This window comes from Sphingobium sp. SYK-6, assembly GCF_000283515.1.
GTDB classification, from domain to species: domain Bacteria; phylum Pseudomonadota; class Alphaproteobacteria; order Sphingomonadales; family Sphingomonadaceae; genus Sphingobium; species Sphingobium lignivorans.
The window spans coordinates 202,327-222,348 of record NC_015976.1; the positions used below are offsets into that span (position 1 = coordinate 202,327).

The following is a 20,022-nucleotide window of genomic DNA, read 5'->3' on the forward strand; positions in this document are numbered from 1 at the left end:
GCGCGCCCAACCCGCCGACTCTTGACGGCGAGTCCGCGAAGGAGGATTGTGCCGCGACGGAACATTTCGGGATCGACGCGCTGCACTGGCGTTACCCGACGCAGGGAGTCACAGGCACATGGCAAGCCGGGCAAGCGGCCCTCGCACTCCCGAATGGCAGGCGATGCTCCGCCGCAGCCTCGTGCGCATCGGCACGTTCCTGGGCGCGGTCGGCCTCTATGCGCTCGCCCTTTTCCTTTTCCTGGCATTGCTGAGCTACAAGGTCGGCGATACCGCGCTGAACACGGCCGCCGGGCCGGATGTGCGCAACCTCATGGGCGCGGCAGGGGCCTGGGCCGCGGACTTCCTGTACACGATCGCGGGCGTTCCGGCGCTGCTGCTGCTGCCGCTGATCCTTGTCTGCGCACGACGGCTGTGGGCGGATCAGGACATGACCGGGTGGCAGGGGCAGATCGCCAAATGCGCCGCGGGCCTCGCGCTGATCGGCACCGGGCTCTGGCTGCTGCAGCCTGAGCCGCTTGTCGGCCTGCCGGCCCGCTGGGGCGGTGTCATCGGTTTCCTCTTCGCTCAGGGCCTGACGGCGCTCACTGCCAAGCTCGGCAATCCGGCCGACCAGATCCTGCAATGGCTTCTCCTCGCCCTTTGTCTGACCGGCGGCCTGTGGCTCTGGGTCCGCAGCCTGGCACTGGAAAAGCCGCTCTGGCACCTTGCCCGGCCGGCTCTTCCGCTGCTGCCCAGCATGCGGCTGCCGCGTCCGGGCTTCTCCAGCAAGGAGAAAGTGGCCGCGGACACAGCTGAAAGCGGCCCGGCGGCCGGGACCATGCGAGAAGCCGAGCCGCGCCGCCCGGTCGAAGCGACGGCGCGCCAGCCCATCACCATCCAGACGCCCAACGCCCATGCAGTCACCAAGGCATTCGCGCCCGTTTCGGGGCAAAGCGATCTGTTCGGCAACGGCGCTCTTCCTTCCGCCGACCTTCTCTCGCCCGCCCCGGAAACGCCGGGAAGCCGCATCGACCGGCAGGGGCTGGAGCGCAATGCCCGCCTGCTCGAATCCGTGCTGGACGATTTCCATGTGAAAGGCGCGATCACGGAAGTGCGGCCGGGGCCGGTCGTCACCATGTACGAGCTCGAGCCCGCGCCGGGCATCAAGGCCAGCCGGGTGATCCAGCTCGCCGACGATATCGCTCGCAACATGTCGGCTCTTTCGGCCCGCGTGGCGACGATCCCCGGTCGCACCGTCATCGGCATCGAGCTGCCCAATGCGGACCGCGAGTCCGTGGTGCTGCACCAGCTCATCACCAGCCAGCAGTTCGCGGACCAGAAATCGGCGCTCCCCATCATCCTGGGCAAGAACATCTTCGGCGAGCCGGTGATCGCGGACCTCGCCGCCATGCCGCATCTGCTCGTCGCGGGCACGACCGGTTCGGGCAAGTCGGTCGGTCTCAACTGCATGATCCTCTCGCTGCTCTATCGGCTGACGCCGGACGAACTGCGGCTCATCATGATCGATCCCAAGATGCTGGAACTGAGCATCTACGATAATATCCCGCACTTGCTCTCCCCGGTGGTCACCGAGCCCGCCAAGGCCATCCGTGCGCTCAAATGGGCCGTCGAGCAGATGGAGGACCGCTATCGCATGATGGCCTCCATCGGTGTGCGCAATCTCGCCAATTACAACGAGAAAGTCCGCTCAGCCCGCGCCAAGGGCAAGACGCTGGGACGGCGCGTCCAGATCGGCTTCGACGAGCAGACGCGCCAGCCTGTCTATGAGGACGAGGAGCTCGATTACCAGCCGCTGCCGCAGATCGTGGTCGTGGTGGACGAGCTGGCGGACCTCATGATGACGGCGGGCAAGGAAGTGGAGTTCCTGATACAGCGTCTCGCGCAGAAGGCCCGCGCGGCAGGCATCCACCTCATCCTCGCCACGCAGCGTCCCTCGGTCGACGTCATCACCGGCGTCATCAAGGCCAACCTGCCGACCCGCATCAGCTTCTTCGTTACCAGCAAGATCGATTCGCGCACGATCCTGGGCGAGCAGGGTGCCGAGCAGCTGCTGGGCAAGGGCGACATGCTTTATATGGCGAGCGGCAAGGGCCTGGTGCGCGTCCATGGGCCGTTCGTCAGCGATGACGAAGTACGCCTCATCGCCGATCACTGGCGCTCCAAGGGCCAGCCCGATTATATCTCCGCCGTCACCGAGGAGCCCGAGGACGGCAGCTTCGCGCTCGATGGCGTGGACCTGGGCGACGACAGCGCGGATGCCAAGCTGTTCCGCAAGGCCTGCCAGCTCGTCTTCGAGAACCAGAAGGCCTCGACCAGCTGGCTCCAGCGCCAGATGCGCATCGGCTACAACAGCGCGGCGCGCCTCATCGAGCGGATGGAGAATGAAGGCATGGTCGGCGCGCCCAATCATGTCGGCCGCCGCGAAGTGCTGCGTGACGAGATGGGCAATCCGAAATAGCAGCCATGGAGATGGCGAAGCGTTGGTTGACTGACGCATGGGATGCGTTCCCCACGTCGAGCGAAGGCGCACATTCAGTGGACATTCAAGGCCCGCACCCTATCTGCGCGTTCATGACGAACGCTTCTTCCCGCTTCGCCCGCGCGCTGCTCATCGGCGGCGCGCTTGTTCTCCCCCTTGCCGGATTCGCCGGTGTGACGGCCGGTCAGGCTCAGGCGCAGTCGCCGGCGGACGACCTCGCCCTCGTCAATCGTGCGATCCGCGCGATCACGACGATCAGCGGCAATTTCACGCAGACGGATCGCAACGGCCAGGTGCAGACCGGCAAGCTGCTGCTCAAGCAGCCAGGGCAGATCCGTTTCGATTATGGCGGCACGGGCAATGATCTGCTGATCGTCGCCGATGGACGCTCGCTCTACATGGTCGATTATCAGGTCAGCCAGGTCCAGCGCTGGCCGATCCGCAATTCGCCGCTGGGCGCGCTGCTCGATCCCACCCGCGACCTCACCCGCTATGGCAAGCTGATGCCGACAGGCGACCCGCGCGTGCTCTCGATCGAGGTGCGCGACCCCGATCATCCGGAATATGGCGTCATCAATCTCATCTTCACGCGCAAGGCGAGCGCGCCCGGCGGCCTGGAGCTTTACGGATGGGTGGCGAAGGATGCGCAGGGGAACCGCACCAACATCCGGCTGACGAATTTGTCTTATGGTGCAGCCATCGCGGATTCAGCCTTCAAATGGCGCGATCCGCGTCCGAACCGCGCCGGTCCCAGGCGATGAACCGAGGCCCGCGCGCGATGACTGGCGATGCGGCACTGGCCGTTCATCAGCCGCTCATCTGACGGGAGCTATCCAATCTTCGTGGCGTCGGAGCGCGCCGGGATTTCCCCCCTGTTGCCCGGCCGTCCCGCGCCACGCCTGCGCCAACGCGCTTTGGAAACCCCCGTTCCTGCCCCCCGGAGCGGGGGTTTTTCACGCCCGTGGGGCCGCGCCTTCACTCTCAAAAAAAATGCGGCGACCCTTGGGTTCACTGCCAAGGCTCGCTAGGGACATGCCCATGCCGACAAAAAGCAGCAGCCAGACTCTCAAGGTCGCATCCTGGAACATCAACAGCGTTCGTGCCCGGGCGGAGATCGTCGAGCGTTTCCTCACCGAGCAGCAGCCCGACGTCCTCTGTCTGCAGGAAACCAAGGTCGTGAACGACTCCTTCCCGGAAGGGCTGTTCCGCAGGCTCGGCTACAATCACATGATGCTGAACGGCCAGCGCATGCATCACGGTGTCGCCATCATCAGCAAGCTTCCCATGCGCGACGAGGATCGTCTGGACTGGCAGGCCAATGGCGAGGCGCGGCATATCGGCGTGCGGCTGGAGAACGGCCTGCGCATCGAGAATGTCTATGTGCCCGCCGGCGGCGATGAGCCGGACCGCTCGGTCAATCCCAAGTTCGGGCAGAAGCTCGATTTCATCCAGCGCATGATCGACTGGTCCGGTCGGCTGGACGGCTCGACGCTGCTGCTTGGCGATTTCAATGTCGCGCCGCTCGAATGTGACGTGTGGAGCCACAAGCAGTTGCTCAACGTGGTCAGCCACACACCGGTCGAGGTCGAGCTGCTGACGGCCCTGCAGAATTCGCACAACTGGGTCGATCTCGGCCGCCGGTTCGTGCCGGCGCCGGAGCGGCTCTACACATGGTGGAGCTATCGCGCGCTGGATTGGGCGAAGTCCGATCGCGGCCGGCGTCTCGATCATATGTGGATGAGCCCGGACGTCGCGACGGCGGCGGTCGGCCATCAGGTGATCGAGGGTGCGCGCAGCTGGACCCGCCCGTCCGATCACGCACCCCTCATCACGGAATTCGCGTTCTGATGGACGGGCGCGCGGCGGCCCGCGCCATCGACGCGCTGCGCCGGGGATGGCCGGTGCGCCTCGCCGGCAAGGCAGGCGCGCTGGCGCTGCTGCCGGTGGAAGGCGCGACGCTGGAAACGCTCGCCGCTTTCGATCCGGACGGTTCCGCGGCGCTGCTGCTTTCGGCAGCGCGCGGCGTGACGCTCAAGCTCGCTAACCAGCGGGAGGCGGCCGATCCGGAGGCGCCGGTGCTGATCGCGCGGGAGCGATGGATCGATGCCCCGGCTGCCATGGCGATCGCCGATCCGGCGCTCGATCTTGCCACGCCGTTCAAGGGGCCGTTCCGGGCACTACCTGTCCCGCATGCGGACGCGGCTGGCGCCGCCCTCAATCTCGCGCGGCTCGCGGGACTGCTGCCCGCCTATTTCGTCGGCGATGCGAACGCGCCGACCGAGGTCCAGTGCACAGTCGCGGACATTGCCGCTTATGCCGATCCGCATCGGCTGGCCATCGCCGCGCGCGCGCGCCTGCCGGTCGCGGCCAGCGTCGAGGCGGAGATCGTCGCCTTCCGCTCTGTGGAGGATCCGCGCGAGCATGTCGCGCTCGTGCTGGGCAAGCGGGACGGCACCCCGCCGGTCGTGCGGCTGCACAGCGAATGCCTGACCGGAGATGTGCTCGGCTCGCTCAAATGCGATTGCGGCCCGCAGCTTCATGGCGCGCTGCACGAGATCGCCCATGCCCGCTGGGGCGTGCTGCTTTATCTGCGGCAGGAAGGGCGGGGCATCGGCCTCATCAACAAGCTGCGGGCCTATGAACTGCAGGATCAGGGCTTCGACACGGTGGATGCCAACACCCGCCTCGGCTTTGCGATCGATGCGCGTGATTTCGGCGTGGCCGCCCGGATGCTGCACCTGCTCGGCATCGGCGAGGTGCGGCTGCTCACCAACAATCCGGCCAAGGTGGCGGGGCTGGAAGCACAGGGCATCAGGGTGATCGAGCGCTTGCCGCTCGCCTTGCCGAGCAATCCCCACAATGAGCGCTATCTGGCCACCAAGCGCGATCGAACCGGACACGATCTGTGAGCCGGTGCAGCGGCGGGACGCGGCGGACTCTCCCGCGCAGAGAGGCGCGCACCTGATGTCGGCGCCCCTCATCCGCGTCGATGGCATGGCGGGGCGGCTCTCCATTGGCGATTGGTCCTGCGCCTGCGTCATCGGCAAGGGCGGCCTCCTCGCAGCAGCCGACAAGCGGGAAGGCGATGGGGCGACGCCGCTGGGCGACTGGCCGGTCCGCGCCGCCCTGCTGCGCCCCGGCCGTATCGACCGGGCGCACGCTCCGGCTATTCCCTGGCGCTGGATCAGGGATGATGACGGCTGGTGCGACGACCCTGCCGATCCCGCCTATAATCGCCCGGTCCGGCTTCCCCGCGCGACGAGCCACGAGTGCCTTGCGCGGGCGGATCAGGCCTATGATGTCATCATCGTCCTCGGCCACAATGATGCGCCGCCGGTGCCGGGCATGGGCAGCGCCATCTTCTTCCACCAATGGGTCATCGGCGCGGACGGCGCGCCAAAAGCGACCGAAGGCTGCGTGGCAGTAGCACCGCAGGACATGCGCGAGGCGCTGGGACGACTACAGCCGGGAACGGTTCTGCGGATCGGGTGAATCCATGCGGTCCCTGCGCGACCGACCATCAGGGCTTTGCTGAAACGATCACGGCCTTGGCCTCGCAGCGATCCGGCGCAGACCCTGCGGTCATGAAGCGCGATACGACCTTCACGAAGCAGTCCGGCGCCACCAGCGGCAGGAAATGCGCCGCGCCCGTCACCGTCGTGAACCGGACATCTCCCCCAGCACCAGCAAGCGCTGCGGCATGGAGCTGGGCGCCCTCATAGGGCGTATTGGGGTCCAGCGTGCCGTGGATCACCAGCGTGCGAGGCAGTCGGGCCGGCACGTGGCCGAAATAGGCGTCCCGATCATAGAGGGGAGCGGGGCTGCCGACCAGCAGGCCGGGTATGGCGCTGGTGAACAGGGCATCCTTTGCTTCCTCCGTGACGATGCTTGCGGTGAGGTCGCGGCGATGATTGTTCTCCGAGCCGCCGATGAGCATGATCAGAGGCATTGAAGGTGGGGACTGCGGATAGGCGCCCAGCGCCTCCATTCGGCCTTGCAGGTCAGCCGTCACTTGAGCGAGCGGCGCCATATCATCGCGCAGAAGCCCGTCGATGATCGTCGGAATCTGGTCACGCAAATCTGAAAAGCTGAGCAGATGCCCCATGAACCGTCGCAAGTCGCCTCCCGGGACGGCCGCGCTCCAGCCGGGCTCCTTCTGAGCCAGCAGGGTCCGATAGCGCTCGGTCTGTTCCGGCGTCAGGGTTGCGCGCCCTACCGCATCGACGACCTGCGTGCGGCGACTGAGATCCCATCGCTGGTCGGCCTCGGGCGGCACGAGCCCGTCGAGGATGATTCCGTCGACCTTGGCCTGCGCGGCCTGCATCATGCGCAGGATGAGCTGGGTGCCATAGGAGACGCCATAGAGATAGACTTCGCCGGTCCCCCGGTGCCGGGCGATCAGAGCCGAAAGATCATGGGCGGCATTGGTGATGGTAAAGGCCCGGGTGCGAGCGGCGTTGGCATGCATGAAGCCAATGCACGGCCCCCATTCCTGACCGGCCAGGGCGATGCCCGCGTCACTTTCGGGCGCCTCCTCCCGGGGGCATATCTTGGAGGAGTAACCCGTCCCGCGATGATCGGGAATGATGAGGTCGTGGTCGGGAAAGGCGCGTTTCAGCACCGGAAGAACCGGCAGGAAAGAGGCGCCCGGTTCGCCTGGGCCGCCGGCGACCAGCCAGATCTCGCCCCTCCGCCGGTCCGAGTTGGCGGCCGGGAATTTCCGCACAAACAACGCGATCATTTCCTTGTCGACGGTCGACGCGCCCCCGGCATCCAGCGGCACCGCGCTCTCGATGCACAGCGAGCCCGCGAGGACAGGAAAGGAGGCCGCGTCAGCGCAAGGCTCGAAGGCCTGCGCAGCGGCCGGTTCGGACATGAGCGCAGCAAGCGCGAGCAGGCCGGGCTTCAGGAACTTTCTCAGCATCAAGACCGCCTAGATCGTTTTCAGGTCGGAGGGAATCATCTGCCGATCCGAAAAATGCAGAAAAAGGGCCCATCAATACAGGGGTGACGGTTCGATCCGGACGGCTCGCCAAAAAGCGGCCGAAGGCTGCGTGGCGGTAGCACCGCAGGACATGCGCGTGACGCTGGGACGACTACAGCCGGGCACGGTCCTGCGGATCGGGTGAAGGTCCGCCTCCGGAGAGGCGGACCGCATCGTTTCAGCCGAAGCTCACGGCTAGCTTGCGACGCCGCAGCGCTGCGCCGGCAAGCCCCATGCCGGCGATCATCATCGCCCAGGTCGCGGATTCGGGCACCGGCGAGACTGTCACTTGCGTCGCCGTGAAGGTGATCCGGTTCTGCCCGTCGGAGGTCAGCCAGTCGACCCCGCCATAAGGCAGGCCATAGGCCAGGACGGCGGACGGCTTGTTCGGCAACGTGAAGCCCTGGCTGGCGGTCGCGCTGTTATCCTGCCAGTTGAGAAAGAGATCGTGGAAAGCCATGCCGTTCACGTCGGCGGCATTTGCCTCATAGTCGTCGATCAGGAAACGGTCCATCGCGCCGCCGAATTCGTTGTCGGTCACGAAAGCACGAGCGCTGTTGCTGAACGTCGCCGTATAGCCGCTGACGCTGATGAAGCCGCCGACGACAGCGTTCGAAAACAAATAGGTATCCGGATAGAATTCGGAGCCCATTACGCTTGTGTCCAGCAGCAATCGCGCTGTCACTTCATCACCAAGCGAGAAACGCGACTCGACCGACTCGGATACCTGATAGAGATTGCCAGTGATATCGATCTTGATAATGGCAGCCTGTGCTGGAATGGCTGATGTCATCAGCAATAATGTCATGAATTTCTTCACTTTTACCTCCCACATCGTAAAGTGAATGTCTTATTGATGACAGAACAGACAATGGGAGTCCAGTTTCCGCTTAAACCGGCCATGACGAAATTGGGACAGTTCTCGGCGTGCGAAGAATAAGTATCGGAAAAGACTTGCTGATCGGGCTATTCGCTCAAGTATGAAGGGGAAGGACGGCGCGCCGCCGTCATTCCGCCGCATCTTCCAGCCGCCCGCTCCGCCGCACGGCGATCTCGCCCGCTTCCGGGTTCATTCGTTCGGCTGCCTGCCGTGCCCACATCTGGGCGTAGATCCCGCCGCTGGCGAGCAGGGATGCATGCGACCCCTGTTCGGCAATACGGCCATCCTCCAGCACGATGATGTTGTCCGCGTGAACGATCGTCGAGAGCCGGTGCGCGACGATGATGGTGGTGCGGCGCGCCGAGACGTCCTCCAGCACGCCCTGGATCGCGGCTTCGGTGCGGCTGTCCAGCGCACTCGTCGCTTCGTCGAGGATGAGGATCGGCGGGTCCTTCACCAGCGTCCGTGCGATGGCCACGCGCTGCTTCTCCCCGCCGGAAAGCTTGAGGCCCCGCTCGCCGACCCGTGTGTCGTAGCCGAGCGGCTGCGTCTCGATGAAGCGGTCGATCGCCGCGCCCCGGGCTGCGGCCTCGATGTCCGCCTGCGTCGCATCATCCCGGCCATAGCCGATGTTGAAGCCGATCGTGTCGTTGAACAGCACCATGTCCTGCGGGACGATGCCGATGGCGCGCCGCAGCGAGGTCTGCCGGACCTGCGCGATGTCCTGCCCGTCGATGAGAATGCGGCCGCCCTGGATATCGTAGAAACGGAAGAGCAGCCGGGCGATGGTCGACTTGCCCGCGCCGCTGTGCCCGACGATGGCCAGTGTCGAGCCCGGGGGCACGGTGAAGGAGACGTCCTTGAGGATGGTCCGCTCCGGCTCGTACCCGAAGACGACATGGTCGAACCGCACTTCGCCGGCGCGGATCTCCAGCGGCGGGGCGTCCGGCCGGTCGCGGATCTCGGCATCGGTGTCGATCAGGCGGAACATGGCTTCCATGTCGATGAGGCCCTGCCGGATCGTGCGATACACCATGCCCAGCAGGTCGAGCGGGCGGAAGAGCTGCATCAGCAGGGCATTGACCAGCACCACGTCGCCGGGCGTGAAGCGTCCCTGGCTCCAGCCCCACACGGTGAAGGCCATCGCACCGCCCATCATGAGGTTCGTGATGAGGGCCTGGCCGATATTGAGGAAGGCGAGGCTGTTATTGCTCTTGGTCGCGGCGTCCATGTAGCGTCGCTGCGCCTGGCTGTAGCGCGCCGCCTCGCGCTCCTCGGCGCTGAAATATTTCACCGTTTCGAAGTTGAGCAGGCTGTCGACCGCATGGGCGGTGGCGCCGGTGTCGAGGTCCACCATCTCCCGGCGCAGATTGTTGCGCCATTCCGTCACCTTCTGCGTGAAGCCGATATAGGCCGCGATCATCACCAGCGTGGCGGCAACAAGCCCGAAGCCGAACTTGATCTGGAAGATCACGGAGACGGCGACCAGCTCGATCGCGGTGGGGCCGATGTTGAAGATCAGGAAGTGGAGCATCGTCTCGATCGACGACGTGCCCCGCTCGATGACGCGCGTGACGCCGCCGGTTTTGCGGTTGAGGTGAAAGCGCAGCGAGAGATTGTGCAGGTGGCGCAAGGTCTGTTCGGCGATCAGCCGCTGCGCGTTGCGCCCCACCCGCTCGAAGGCGACATTACGCAGATTGTCCGAGAGCACGCCGCCGAACCGCGCGCCGGCATAGGCAAGCACCAGCGCGATGGCGAGGGCCACGCCGCTCTCCATGCCCGGCCCCATATTGTCGATCACGCCCTTGTAGGCGAAGGGCATCACCAGCGTGATCGCCTTGCCGGCCAGCACCAGCACCAGCGCCAGGAGGATGCGCGCTTTCAGGCGCGGCTCGCCGGCGGGCCAGAGATAGGGCAGGAAGCGCCGCAGCGTCACCCATGCCGATGGCGTGGTGGTCCCCTCGCCACCGGCAATCCCGTCTGCCTGCTTCATCGCCATCCGGCCCCACCTAGGCGCGGCCGGGGCGAATGCCAATAGGGTCGGCCGGCGGGGAAACGGAATGGGGGTTGGACCGGCTGATTCGCAGAGCCGGGGCGGGAGCGGGGCCCCATCAGGATGGGAAGGGGAGCGACGGCCGGCGCGTGAGCTCCACAAGGGGCCGGGAGGCCGTCCAACACTGCGCAGCGGTCTGGAAGTTCACAAAGATGATGATACGTCCGTCCCATCTTCCGCTTCCGTGACCTTCGCGGCAGGTCCGATGCGAGGGACGCCAGAGCCCATCCCGGCAAGTCTGTGCGGCCAGACCGGATGAAAATGCTTCCGGTGAGAAAGAGCCATGCCTTGCCTGCCCTCTTTCCGGAAGAGGTTTCCACCATGGCTGCCATGGTGGAGAGGGTGTAGGACAGGGGAAAAGCGAGACGGTTCGGGAAAGAGGGGAACTACTCCCCGCACCAGCTCGTCCGTGTGTGGCAGGACTGGTCGATCGAGCCGTGGACAAAAAGGCTGAAAAGCCCGCTTCTGGCTCCCTCAACGTCCGCGAATATGTCCGCGCAACCTAGATCGGCACATTCTCGTCAACGACGATCGTGACCTCCGCCGTATAGCCCGCCGAGGCACTTCCGGTGGCGACGAGGGTGCGTGCGTTGTTCTGCGCGGTCGTGTTGTTCCCGAAGACATTATCGTTGGCGACGGTTACGCCAGCGAAATTGGTCGCGGAGCCCGGATAGGTGGCGGTGTCCGCATAGGCGGCCGTGCACATCGCCGCCGGCAGGATGAGCTGGGTGACGAAACGGGCATTGCTGCCGATCGTCGCATTGGCCACGCTCGAGAAGATCTCGACATAGATGTGGGGATAGCGCCCCGCGATGCAGCCGGGCACGATGGTCGTGAACGTCACCTTGCCGTCCGCGCCTGTCTGCTGGACCCCGCGCAGATAGGATTCGGTCGGGATCGGCTGATAGAGCGAGAAGCGGCCCTGCGCATCGGCATGCCAGATGTAGACCGCATAGTTGGCGAGGGGGCCGCACTGGGTCCGGACATTGGCAAGCGTGATGGTGAGCGCCAGTCGCACACCAGCGGCCGTTGTCGTGGACGTGCCGAGGAAGCTGGTGCGGATGTCGCTGCGGACGACCCCCGTCTGCGAGAGAATGTTGTTGGTGATGCCATTGCTGGCCGTGGTGCCGTCGGCCGGATAATCGCCTTTCGATTCCTCGGGCGTGACCTCGCACGTCACCGGCGGTGCGGTGGGCGTGGGGCTTGGGGTCGGCGAGGGGCTCGGCGTGGGCGAGGGCGTCGGTGTCGGGGGAATGACCGTGTCGCCACCCCCGTCCGAATCCGAGCCGCACGCCGTGAGCAGCGCGAAGGTTCCCGCGCCCGCAAGCCAGCCGACGACGCGCCGCCGGCCGATGGAGGACCATTGTTGTTCTGGTATTTGACCATGATTCTCGACGTTGCGGTTTTCGGACACGCGATCGGACATGGTCATGGCATCTCTCCCACTCTGCCTCCACGGGCTCTCCAACGCCGAACGCGACAAAACGTTCCCGTGCATCGTTGAGGCGGGGATCAGGCCCGTGCCCTGAATATGCTCCAGCCAGTCGCTTCGGCCAGTCTTTCGAGCGCCAGCGTGCCCAGTTGGGAGTTTCCGCTCGCGTTCAGTCCGGGCGACCAGACGGCGATGCTCGCCTTGCCCGGCACCACCGCGAGGATGCCGCCGCCGACGCCGGATTTGCCCGGCATGCCGATGCGGAAGGCGAAGTCTCCGCTGGCGTCATAATGGCCGCACGTGAGCATGAGCGCATTGATGCGCCGCGCGCGGCGTGGGGAGATCACGCGGCCGGCGCCGGGCTGCATGCCGTCCAGCATCAGGAAGCGGCCCGCCATGGCGAGCTGGAGGCAACTCATCGCGATGGCGCACTGGTGGAAGTAGCAGCCCAGCACCAGCTCGACGGAATGATGGATATTGCCGAAGGCGCGCATGTAATTGGCGAGGGCGATGTTGCGATAGCCTGTCTCGGCTTCCCCGCGCGCGATGGCCTCATCCACCACGATCGTCTCGTCATCCGCGAGGAAGCGCACGAAGCGCAGCAGCTCGCCTATCGACTCCCGCGGCATGTGTCCGGAGAGATTGACGTCCGCGACGACGATCGCCCCGGCATTGATGAAGGGGTTGCGCGGAATGCCGTGCTCCGCCTCGAGCTGGACGATCGAATTGAAGGCATTGCCCGAGGGCTCCCGTCCGACCCGGCGCCAGAGCTGGTCGCCGATCTTGCCCAGCGCCATGGTGAGCGCGAACACCTTGGAGATGGACTGGATGGAGAAAGGCATTTCCGCGTCGCCGCCCATCGCGGTCGCGCCATCGGCCGTGACGACGGCCATGCCGAACCGGTCGGTGGATATGCCCGCAAGGCCGGGAATGTAGCGGGCCGGCGCGCCTCGCTCCGTCTCGGCCGCCATGGCGGCGACGATCTCGTCGACTATGGCCTGCAGATTTGGCGTCATCCGGGCGTCGTCAGGCCATGTCCGGATCGGGATCCCGGGCCCGGCTGAGGCTTGAGATGACCTGCGCGGCGACCAGGTCGCCGATCACGTTCAGCGTCGTGCGGCACATGTCGAGGAAGCGATCGATCCCCAGGACGAGGCCGATGCCTTCCGGCGGAACGCCCACGGTGCCGAGGATGAGCGCGATCACCGGCAGGGAGCCCGCGGGCACGCCCGCCGTCCCGATCCCGCCCAGGATGCAGACCAGCATCACCACGAACTGCTGCCCGAGCGTGAGATCGATGCCGAAGAACTGGGCGAGGAAGAGGACCGTGACTCCCTCGAACATCGCCGTGCCGTTCTGGTTGGCAGTCGCGCCGATGGTGAGCACGAAGCGGGCGATGGGGCGCGGCAGCCTGAGCTTGTCCTCGGCCACGCGCAGTGCGGTGGGCAAGGTCGCGTTGGAGGAGGACGTGGCGAAAGCCATCACCATGGCTTCCTGCGTCTCGCGGAAGAAGGCGACGGGGCTCTTCCGAGCGATGGTGGAGAGGATCAGCGGAAAGACGCCGAACATCTGCAGGCCGAGCGCCAGCAGCACCACGAAGACATAGGCCGAGAGCCGGATGATGAGATCCCAGCCGAACTGGGCGGCGAGATTGAACATGAAGCAGAAGATCGCGATTGGCGCGAGCTGGATCACGAGGCCGATGAGCCGCATCGACACTTCGAACACGCCGTCGAAGGCGGCCTTGAGAGTCGCGGTCTTGCTGTCGTCCACCAGCAGCAGGCCGATGCCGAAGAAGAGCGCGAAGAACATGACGGCCAGAATGTCGTTGCTGCTCATCGCGGCCACGAAGTTCGTCGGAACGATGGCGAGAAGCGCGTCAACGCCGCTCTTTGCTTCGCCCGCCCCCTTCAGGATCGAGGACGCGCCTTCGGAGGAGGCGGCGATCAGCCCGTTCGCCACCTCGGGATCCACGCCCGCGCCGGGCCGCAGCAGATTCACCAGAAGAAGGCTGATCGCCACGGCGATGGCCGAGACGATGACGGTGTAGACCAATGTGCGCAGGCCGATGGAGCCGAGCCGCTTCGCCTCGCCCATTTCGGCGACGCCCACGATCAGCGCGGAAACCAGAAGCGGTATGACCAGCATGAACAGCAGCCGCAGGAAGATCTGCCCGAGCGGCTGCGTGACGTAGCCGATGACGACATCGACCCAGGGCGCGCCGGCGGCGAAGCTGTGGACGATCAGGCCGAGCACCAGCCCCGCCAGGAAGCCTCCAAGCATCCGGTATTGCAGGCGACTTTCACCGCGTTCCGACGCCGCGCCGGTTGCATTCATGGCGATTGCTCCCTTGCTCGCTCCCATCACCTAACAGTGGCGGGGCGGGGGCGCAAACCCGGCCTCAGATGTTGGGCTGCTTGGGCCGCAGCATGGCGCGGCGCGGGCGCGTGAACAGCTTGCCGTGCTCGGCCCACAGGATGAAGCCCAGGCCAATCAGCCCGGTGAGGAAGAAGCCCTCCGCCAGCGGCTGGGTCGTCCCGTCGAATCGCTGGCCGGTGAGCGCGCCGATGAGCGTCGCCACGGCCATGCGCGCGAAGCTCTGGAAGCTCGCCGCCGCCCCGGCGATATGGCCGAAGGGCTCCATCGCGATCGAGCCGAAATTGGAACCGGTGAAGCCGACCATGCCCATGTTGAGCGCGATGAGGGCAAGGAACAGCAGCATCGGCTCGGGATGCAGCTGGCTGGCCCCCAGCTGCGCCAGGCTCAGCACGATGAAGGCGATCAGGGCCATGTGCGAGACGCGCCGGGCCCCGAACCGTTCGACGATCCGGCTGTTGGAGAAGTTGGCGATCGCCATCGATCCCGCGACGCAGGCGAAGGCGAGCGGAAAGATGTCCGCCGCATCGAACACGTCGAAGAAGATCTGCTGGGCGCTGTTGAGGAAGCCGAACATGCCGCCCATCATGATGCCGGCACCGAGCATGTAGCCCAGGCCCTGCCGGTCCGTGACGACGGACAGCCAGTTCCGCGCGATGACCGTGGGCGCGATGGGCTGGCGATAATCCGGATCGAGCGTCTCGGGCAGGCGGAACCAGGCCCAGACCAGCACGCCCGCGGCGCTGACCGCGAGCACGTGGAAAATCTCCCGCCAGCTCGCCACGATCAGCACGAGCTGGCCGATGGATGGCGCGAGCACCGGCACCAGCAGGAAGATGATGATGATGAGGCTCATCACGCGGGCCATGCGGTCGCCTTCATAGCGGTCGCGGATCACGGACACGGCGAGCACGCCGAGGCCCGCGGCGAAGAAGCCGTGGATCGCCCGCATGGTGAGCAGCGCTTCGTAAGTGGGTGCGACCGCGCTGGCGAGGCCGCCGAGCGCCGAGCATGTGATGCTGACCAGCAGCATGGGCCGGCGCCCGAAGCGATCGGACATGGGCCCCGCGACCAGCGAACCCACCGCATTCGCCAGCATATATGACGTAATCATATATTGCAGCGAATTGGGATCGGCCACGCCCAGCGACGCGCGGATCGCGGGGAAAGCGGGCAGCATCGCATCGATCGCCAGCGCATTGAGCGCCATGATCGACGCCATCAGCGCCACGAATTCGCGATCGTGCATCGGAAAGGGCTTCGCCTGCGTGGCCATGGCTCCTGCTCTTCATGGTGGTCGGTCGGATGCCTATGCACAGGCCGGCGGTGCTTGGCCAGCCCCGCGGCGCGCTTTCATCGCATGGATGCGGCGGCCGGCAAGCCGGCGGCGATTCATCCCCTCAGCAGGAAGACCGCATGTTCGGCGAACAGATTGGCATTGGCGGAGCCGGTTTCCCGGCCGTCGTTGAGGAACCATTGCCCGTCAATGGTCCAGCCCCGCTCGCGCACCATCGCCCGGAAATCGTCGATCGTCACATGGTGGATGTTGGGCGTGTCGTACCAGCGGTCCGGCAGCAGCCGCGTGACGGGCATGCGGCCGCCGAACAGCAGCGAGAGCCGCCCGCGCCAGTGCGCGAAATTGGGGAAGGACACGAACGCCTGTTTGCCGATGCGCAGCAGGGATTCGACCACCTTGTCCGGCCGGCGCGTCGTCTGAAGGGTCTGGCTGAGGATCGCGAAATCGAAGCTGCGGTCGGGATAATAGCGAAGGTCAGTGTCGGCATCGCCCTGCACCACGGCAAGCCCGCGCGCCACGGCGGCGGCCACGTTGGCGGGGTCCAGTTCCAGCCCGCGCACATCCGCTCCGACCCTGTCCCGCAGCGCCGCCATCAGCGCGCCGTCGCCGCAGCCCACGTCCAGCACGCGCGCGCCGGGCGTCACATGGCGCGCGATCAGCGCCAGGTCGGGACGCAGGACTTCGCTCATGCCGGGGCGTCCCCGCCGCCATTGAGCAGGGCGTCGAACGCGGGATCGAGACGCTCCATGTAGCGATCCGGCTTCTTCAGCGCACGGAAGCCGAGCGCGGCATAGACGCCATGGGCATCGAGCGTGGTGAGGCCGATGCGGCGCATCCCCTGGAAATCGGGATGATCGAGAAACCACTGCACCATCCGGCGCCCGAGCCCCACCCCGCGCGCGGCCTCGTCGATCCACACGTCGCTCAGCCAGCCGAATGTCGCATGGTCGGTGATCATCCGCGCGAAGCCGATCTGGATGCCGTCCCGATAGGCGCCGAGACAATGCGATCCGTCGATCGCCCGGTCCACGAGCGCGCGCGCGATGCCGGGCGACCAGTAGCTCGAGGCGAGCCAGCCATGGATGCGCGCGCGGTCCAGCCGCGCGGGATCGTCGCTCAACTCGATTTCGTCCTGCGCCTCGTTCACGCGCCCGCCCTCAGGAAGCCGTCCAGCACGCGATTCATCTCCGGCGCTTCCAGCAGGAAGCTGTCATGGCCGAAGGGACTTGAAAGCTCGACGAAGCTCGCCGCGCGGCCGGCGGCATGCAGCGCGTGGACGATGTTGCGCGATTCCGCCGTGGGATAGAGCCAGTCGGTGTCGAAGCTGATGATGCAGAAGCGCGCGTTCGTCCGCGCGAAAGCGCTCGCAAGGCTGCCGCCATGATCCTCCGCCAGATCGAAATAGTCCGTCGCGCGCGTGATGTAGAGATAGCTGTTGGCGTCGAACCGCTCGACGAAGCTGATGCCCTGGTGCCGCAAATAGCTCTCGATCTGGAAATCGGCATCGAAACCGAAGGTTTTGGCCTCGCGGGCCTGCAGCTTGCGGCCGAACTTCTCGGTCAGCCCCGCCTCGGACAGATAAGTGATGTGCGCGGCCATGCGCGCCACCGCCAGGCCGGCCGTCGGCGCGTTGCCGTCCGCATAATAGTCGCCGCCGCGCCAGCGCGGATCGGCCATGATCGCCTGCCGCCCCACTTCGTGAAACGCGATGTTCTGCGCGCTGTGCCGGGCCGTGGAGGCAATGACGATGGCCGCGCGGACGCGCTCGGGGAAGAGCGTGGGCCACACCAGCGCCTGCATGCCGCCCATCGATCCCCCGACGACCGCCGCCAGTTGCGCCACGCCCAGATGATCGAGCAGCATCGCCTGCGCGCGCACCATGTCGGCAATGGTGATGACGGGAAAGCGCATGGCATAAGGCGTGCCCGTGGCGGGATCGACACTGGCCGGGCCCGATGAGCCGAGGCAGCTTCCCAGCACATTGGCGCAGATGATGAAGTGGCGCGCGGGGTCTATCGGCTTGTCCGGGCCGACCGCGCGGGTCCACCATCCGGGCTTGCCCGTGACGGGGTGCTTGGAGGCGACGAACTGGTCCCCGGTGAGGGCATGACAAATCAGGACGGCATTGCTCCGGTCCGCGTTCAGCGTGCCATAGGTCTCATAGGCAATGTCGACGGGCTTCAGCGCGGCACCGCTGTCGAGCAGCAAGGGGCCCGGCAGGCGCACGGAACGGCGCAAACCATAACGCTGGTCGCCCGGTTGTGTCGCGATCTCGCTGTGCGCGGTCATGACCGGAGCGCTTGAGCCGATGCGCAGGCGTTGTCAATCGGGGCTCCGCCATGCAGGCGCCGTCATGCCCCCGCGACGCCCGGCAGCACGTTGGCGCGCCGCTTCCCGCAGGATCGCCGATCGCTGCCTTTGCCAATCGCGCCGCGCGGAGCTAAAGGCGCTGCCATGGCAGAGACAGACAGCATCCCCGCGGCACAGGCGCCCGTCCCCAAGGACTGGATCATGGCGATCGCGCCTTATGTGCCCGGCAAATCGAAGACCGATGATGGGCGGGCCGTGGCCAAGCTGTCGTCCAACGAAAATCCCTTCGGCACGTCGCAGGCCGCGCGGGACGCCTTCATCTCTGCCGCCGAATGCCTTGAGCGCTACCCGGACGCCGCGGCCGCCGAGCTGCGTGAGGCTCTGGGCGCGCATTACGGCATCGAGCCGGAGCGGATCATCTACGGCACCGGCTCCGACGAAGTGCTTCACCTGGCGGCCGGCGCCTTCGCCGGGCCGGGCGACGAGATCATCTATTCGCGCTTCGGCTTCTCGGTCTATCCGATCGCCACCCGCCGCGTGGGCGCGACACCCGTCGTCGCGCCGGACAAGGATTATGCGACGGATGTGGATGCCATTCTCGCCCGCGTGACCGAGCGCACGCGACTGGTCTTCATCGCCAACCCGAACAACCCGACCGGCAGCTATTCCACGCGGGAGGACATTGCGCGCCTGCATGCCGGTCTGCCGCGCCATGTGCTGCTCGTGCTCGATCAGGCCTATACCGAATATCTCGGCCCGGATGAGGATGACGGTGGCCTGGAGCTGGCTCGCACGCAGTCGAACGTGCTGGTGACGCGCACCTTCTCGAAGATCTTCGGGCTTGCCGCCGAGCGGATCGGCTGGGGCTATGCCAGCCCGGAGATCATCGCCGCGATGCATCGCATCCGCGCGCCCTTCTCGTTCGGCATCGGTGCGCAACGCGCCGCCATCGCCGCTCTCGCGGACAGTGCCTTCGTGGCACACAGCTACGCCCATAACCGCCACTGGCGCGACTGGTTCGAGAAGGAAATCGCCGCGCTCGGCAACAAGGGGCTGCGCGCCGTCCCCTCGCGCGCCAATTTCAGCCTCGTTCTGTTCGAGGGCGAGACCAGCGCCGAGACGGCCTACAAGGGGCTGATGGACGCGGGATATATCGTGCGCTGGCTGCCGGGGCAGGAACTGCCGCATGGCCTGCGCATCACGATCGGCACGGCCGAGCAGATGACGGGCCTCGTGGCCGCCCTGCGCAAGATCGTCGGCGCGGAGGCATGATGCCGTTCACGCGTGTCGCCATCATCGGGCTGGGGCTGATCGGCTCCTCGCTGGCGCGGGCCATTCGCGCGAGCATGCCGACGGTGCGCGTGACCGGCCATGACATGGACCCGGCGGTGCGGGACACGGCGCGGCGCCTCGACCTGTGCGACGACGTGACGGACCATGCGGGCGCGGCCGTGAGCGACGCCGATCTCGTGCTCCTGTGCGTCCCCGTCGGCGCGATCGGCGCGGTGGCGGCGGAGATCGCGCCCGATGTCCCGGCCGATGCCGTGGTGAGCGATGTGGGCTCATCCAAGGCGGGCGTGCTGGCGGCGATGCAGGCGGCGCTGCCGGGGCGGGCCATCGTTCCCGCTCACCCGGTGGCAGGCACGGAGAACAGCGGACCGGAGGCCGGTTTCGCAACCTTGTTCAAGGGCCGCTGGTGCATCCTGACCCCGCCCGAGGACGCCGATCCGCTGGCGGTGGAGCGTGTCGCGGCCTTCTGGCGGCGGCTGGGCGCCGATGTCGAGCTGATGGACGCTGCCCATCACGACCTTGTGCTCGCTGTCACCAGCCATTTGCCGCACCTCATCGCCTATACGATCGTCGGAACCGCCAGCGATCTGGAGGACGTGACGCGCAGCGAGGTCATCAAATTCTCGGCGGGCGGCTTCCGCGACTTCACGCGTATCGCCGCCTCCGATCCGACCATGTGGCGCGACGTGTTCCTCGCCAACAGGGAGGCCGTGCTGGAGATGCTCCAGCGCTTCACCGAGGATCTGACGCAGCTCCAGCGTGCCATCCGCTGGGGCGATGGCGACATGCTGTTCGACCATTTCACCAAGACCCGCGCTGTTCGCCGCTCGATCATCGAGCAGGGGCAGGACGATGCCGCACCGGATTTCGGCCGGCATCACGCATAAGGCGGGTCCGCCCCCATCCGGAACCAAGGCG

General features: G+C 66.3%; 17 protein-coding genes. 7 read left to right on the plus strand and 10 right to left on the minus strand.

Annotated features, from left to right (window positions below; translation table 11 throughout):
• The first annotated feature begins 118 nt into the window (after positions 1–118).
• From SLG_RS00960 to SLG_RS00980, 5 genes are all read left to right on the plus strand, one after another.
• Positions 119–2,461, plus strand: coding sequence for an FtsK/SpoIIIE family DNA translocase (locus SLG_RS00960; protein ID WP_014074525.1), 2,343 nt, complete (start codon positions 119–121; stop codon positions 2,459–2,461).
• Positions 2,462–2,574: 113 nt separating this feature from the next.
• Positions 2,575–3,243, plus strand: coding sequence for a LolA family protein (locus SLG_RS00965; protein ID WP_014074526.1), 669 nt, complete (start codon positions 2,575–2,577; stop codon positions 3,241–3,243).
• Between the two features lie 271 nt (positions 3,244–3,514).
• Complete coding sequence (locus tag SLG_RS00970; RefSeq protein WP_014074527.1) at positions 3,515–4,330, plus strand: exodeoxyribonuclease III; 816 nt, start codon at positions 3,515–3,517, stop codon at positions 4,328–4,330.
• Positions 4,330–5,391: a GTP cyclohydrolase II gene (gene ribA / locus SLG_RS00975; protein ID WP_014074528.1), complete on the plus strand. Its 1,062-nt coding sequence runs from the start codon at positions 4,330–4,332 to the stop codon at positions 5,389–5,391. The genes SLG_RS00970 and ribA overlap by 1 nt, the downstream gene beginning before the upstream one ends.
• Before the next feature lie 55 nt (positions 5,392–5,446).
• Positions 5,447–5,974, plus strand: coding sequence for a L,D-transpeptidase family protein (locus tag SLG_RS00980; protein WP_014074529.1), 528 nt, complete (start codon positions 5,447–5,449; stop codon positions 5,972–5,974).
• Between the two features lie 28 nt (positions 5,975–6,002).
• Here SLG_RS00980 and SLG_RS00985 read toward each other — a convergent pair whose 3' ends face one another.
• The 10 genes from SLG_RS00985 to metX form a co-directional block, all read right to left on the minus strand.
• Positions 6,003–7,406 carry an alpha/beta fold hydrolase gene (locus SLG_RS00985; RefSeq protein WP_014074530.1) on the minus strand — a complete coding sequence of 468 codons (1,404 nt, stop codon included), beginning with the start codon at positions 7,404–7,406 and terminating at the stop codon, positions 6,003–6,005.
• A 238-nt stretch (positions 7,407–7,644) separates the two neighbouring features.
• On the minus strand, positions 7,645–8,259 hold the full coding sequence (locus SLG_RS22085) for a PEPxxWA-CTERM sorting domain-containing protein (protein WP_041391662.1): 615 nt from the start codon (positions 8,257–8,259) through the stop codon (positions 7,645–7,647).
• Between the two features lie 214 nt (positions 8,260–8,473).
• Positions 8,474–10,345, minus strand: coding sequence for an ABCB family ABC transporter ATP-binding protein/permease (locus SLG_RS00995; protein ID WP_014074532.1), 1,872 nt, complete (start codon positions 10,343–10,345; stop codon positions 8,474–8,476).
• Between the two features lie 556 nt (positions 10,346–10,901).
• A complete protein-coding gene (locus tag SLG_RS01000) occupies positions 10,902–11,831 on the minus strand; it encodes a dioxygenase family protein (protein WP_014074533.1) in 930 nt (309 codons plus the stop codon).
• A gap of 80 nt (positions 11,832–11,911) precedes the next feature.
• A complete protein-coding gene (locus SLG_RS01005) occupies positions 11,912–12,847 on the minus strand; it encodes a glutaminase (RefSeq protein ID WP_014074534.1) in 936 nt (311 codons plus the stop codon).
• Between the two features lie 10 nt (positions 12,848–12,857).
• Positions 12,858–14,168 carry a dicarboxylate/amino acid:cation symporter gene (locus tag SLG_RS01010; RefSeq protein WP_014074535.1) on the minus strand — a complete coding sequence of 437 codons (1,311 nt, stop codon included), beginning with the start codon at positions 14,166–14,168 and terminating at the stop codon, positions 12,858–12,860.
• A 64-nt stretch (positions 14,169–14,232) separates the two neighbouring features.
• Entirely contained in the window at positions 14,233–15,483 is a 1,251-nt protein-coding gene (locus SLG_RS01015) for a multidrug effflux MFS transporter (RefSeq protein WP_014074536.1), read from the minus strand.
• A gap of 116 nt (positions 15,484–15,599) precedes the next feature.
• Entirely contained in the window at positions 15,600–16,193 is a 594-nt protein-coding gene (gene metW, locus SLG_RS01020) for a methionine biosynthesis protein MetW (protein ID WP_014074537.1), read from the minus strand.
• A complete protein-coding gene (locus SLG_RS01025; RefSeq protein WP_014074538.1) occupies positions 16,190–16,651 on the minus strand; it encodes a GNAT family N-acetyltransferase in 462 nt (153 codons plus the stop codon). The genes metW and SLG_RS01025 overlap by 4 nt, the downstream gene beginning before the upstream one ends.
• The gene (gene metX, locus SLG_RS01030) at positions 16,648–17,793 is read right to left on the minus strand and encodes a homoserine O-acetyltransferase MetX (protein ID WP_014074539.1); all 1,146 of its coding nucleotides are present in this window, start codon (positions 17,791–17,793) and stop codon (positions 16,648–16,650) included. Before metX ends, SLG_RS01025 begins: the two co-directional genes overlap by 4 nt.
• Positions 17,794–17,958: 165 nt before the next feature.
• Between metX and hisC the strand changes: the two genes are divergently transcribed.
• The gene (gene hisC / locus SLG_RS01035; RefSeq protein ID WP_014074540.1) at positions 17,959–19,086 is read left to right on the plus strand and encodes a histidinol-phosphate transaminase; all 1,128 of its coding nucleotides are present in this window, start codon (positions 17,959–17,961) and stop codon (positions 19,084–19,086) included.
• Positions 19,083–19,991 (plus strand): prephenate/arogenate dehydrogenase family protein, encoded by a 909-nt coding sequence (locus tag SLG_RS01040; protein WP_041391663.1) that lies wholly within the window; start codon positions 19,083–19,085, stop codon positions 19,989–19,991. The genes hisC and SLG_RS01040 overlap by 4 nt, the downstream gene beginning before the upstream one ends.
• The last annotated feature ends 31 nt before the right edge of the window (positions 19,992–20,022 follow it).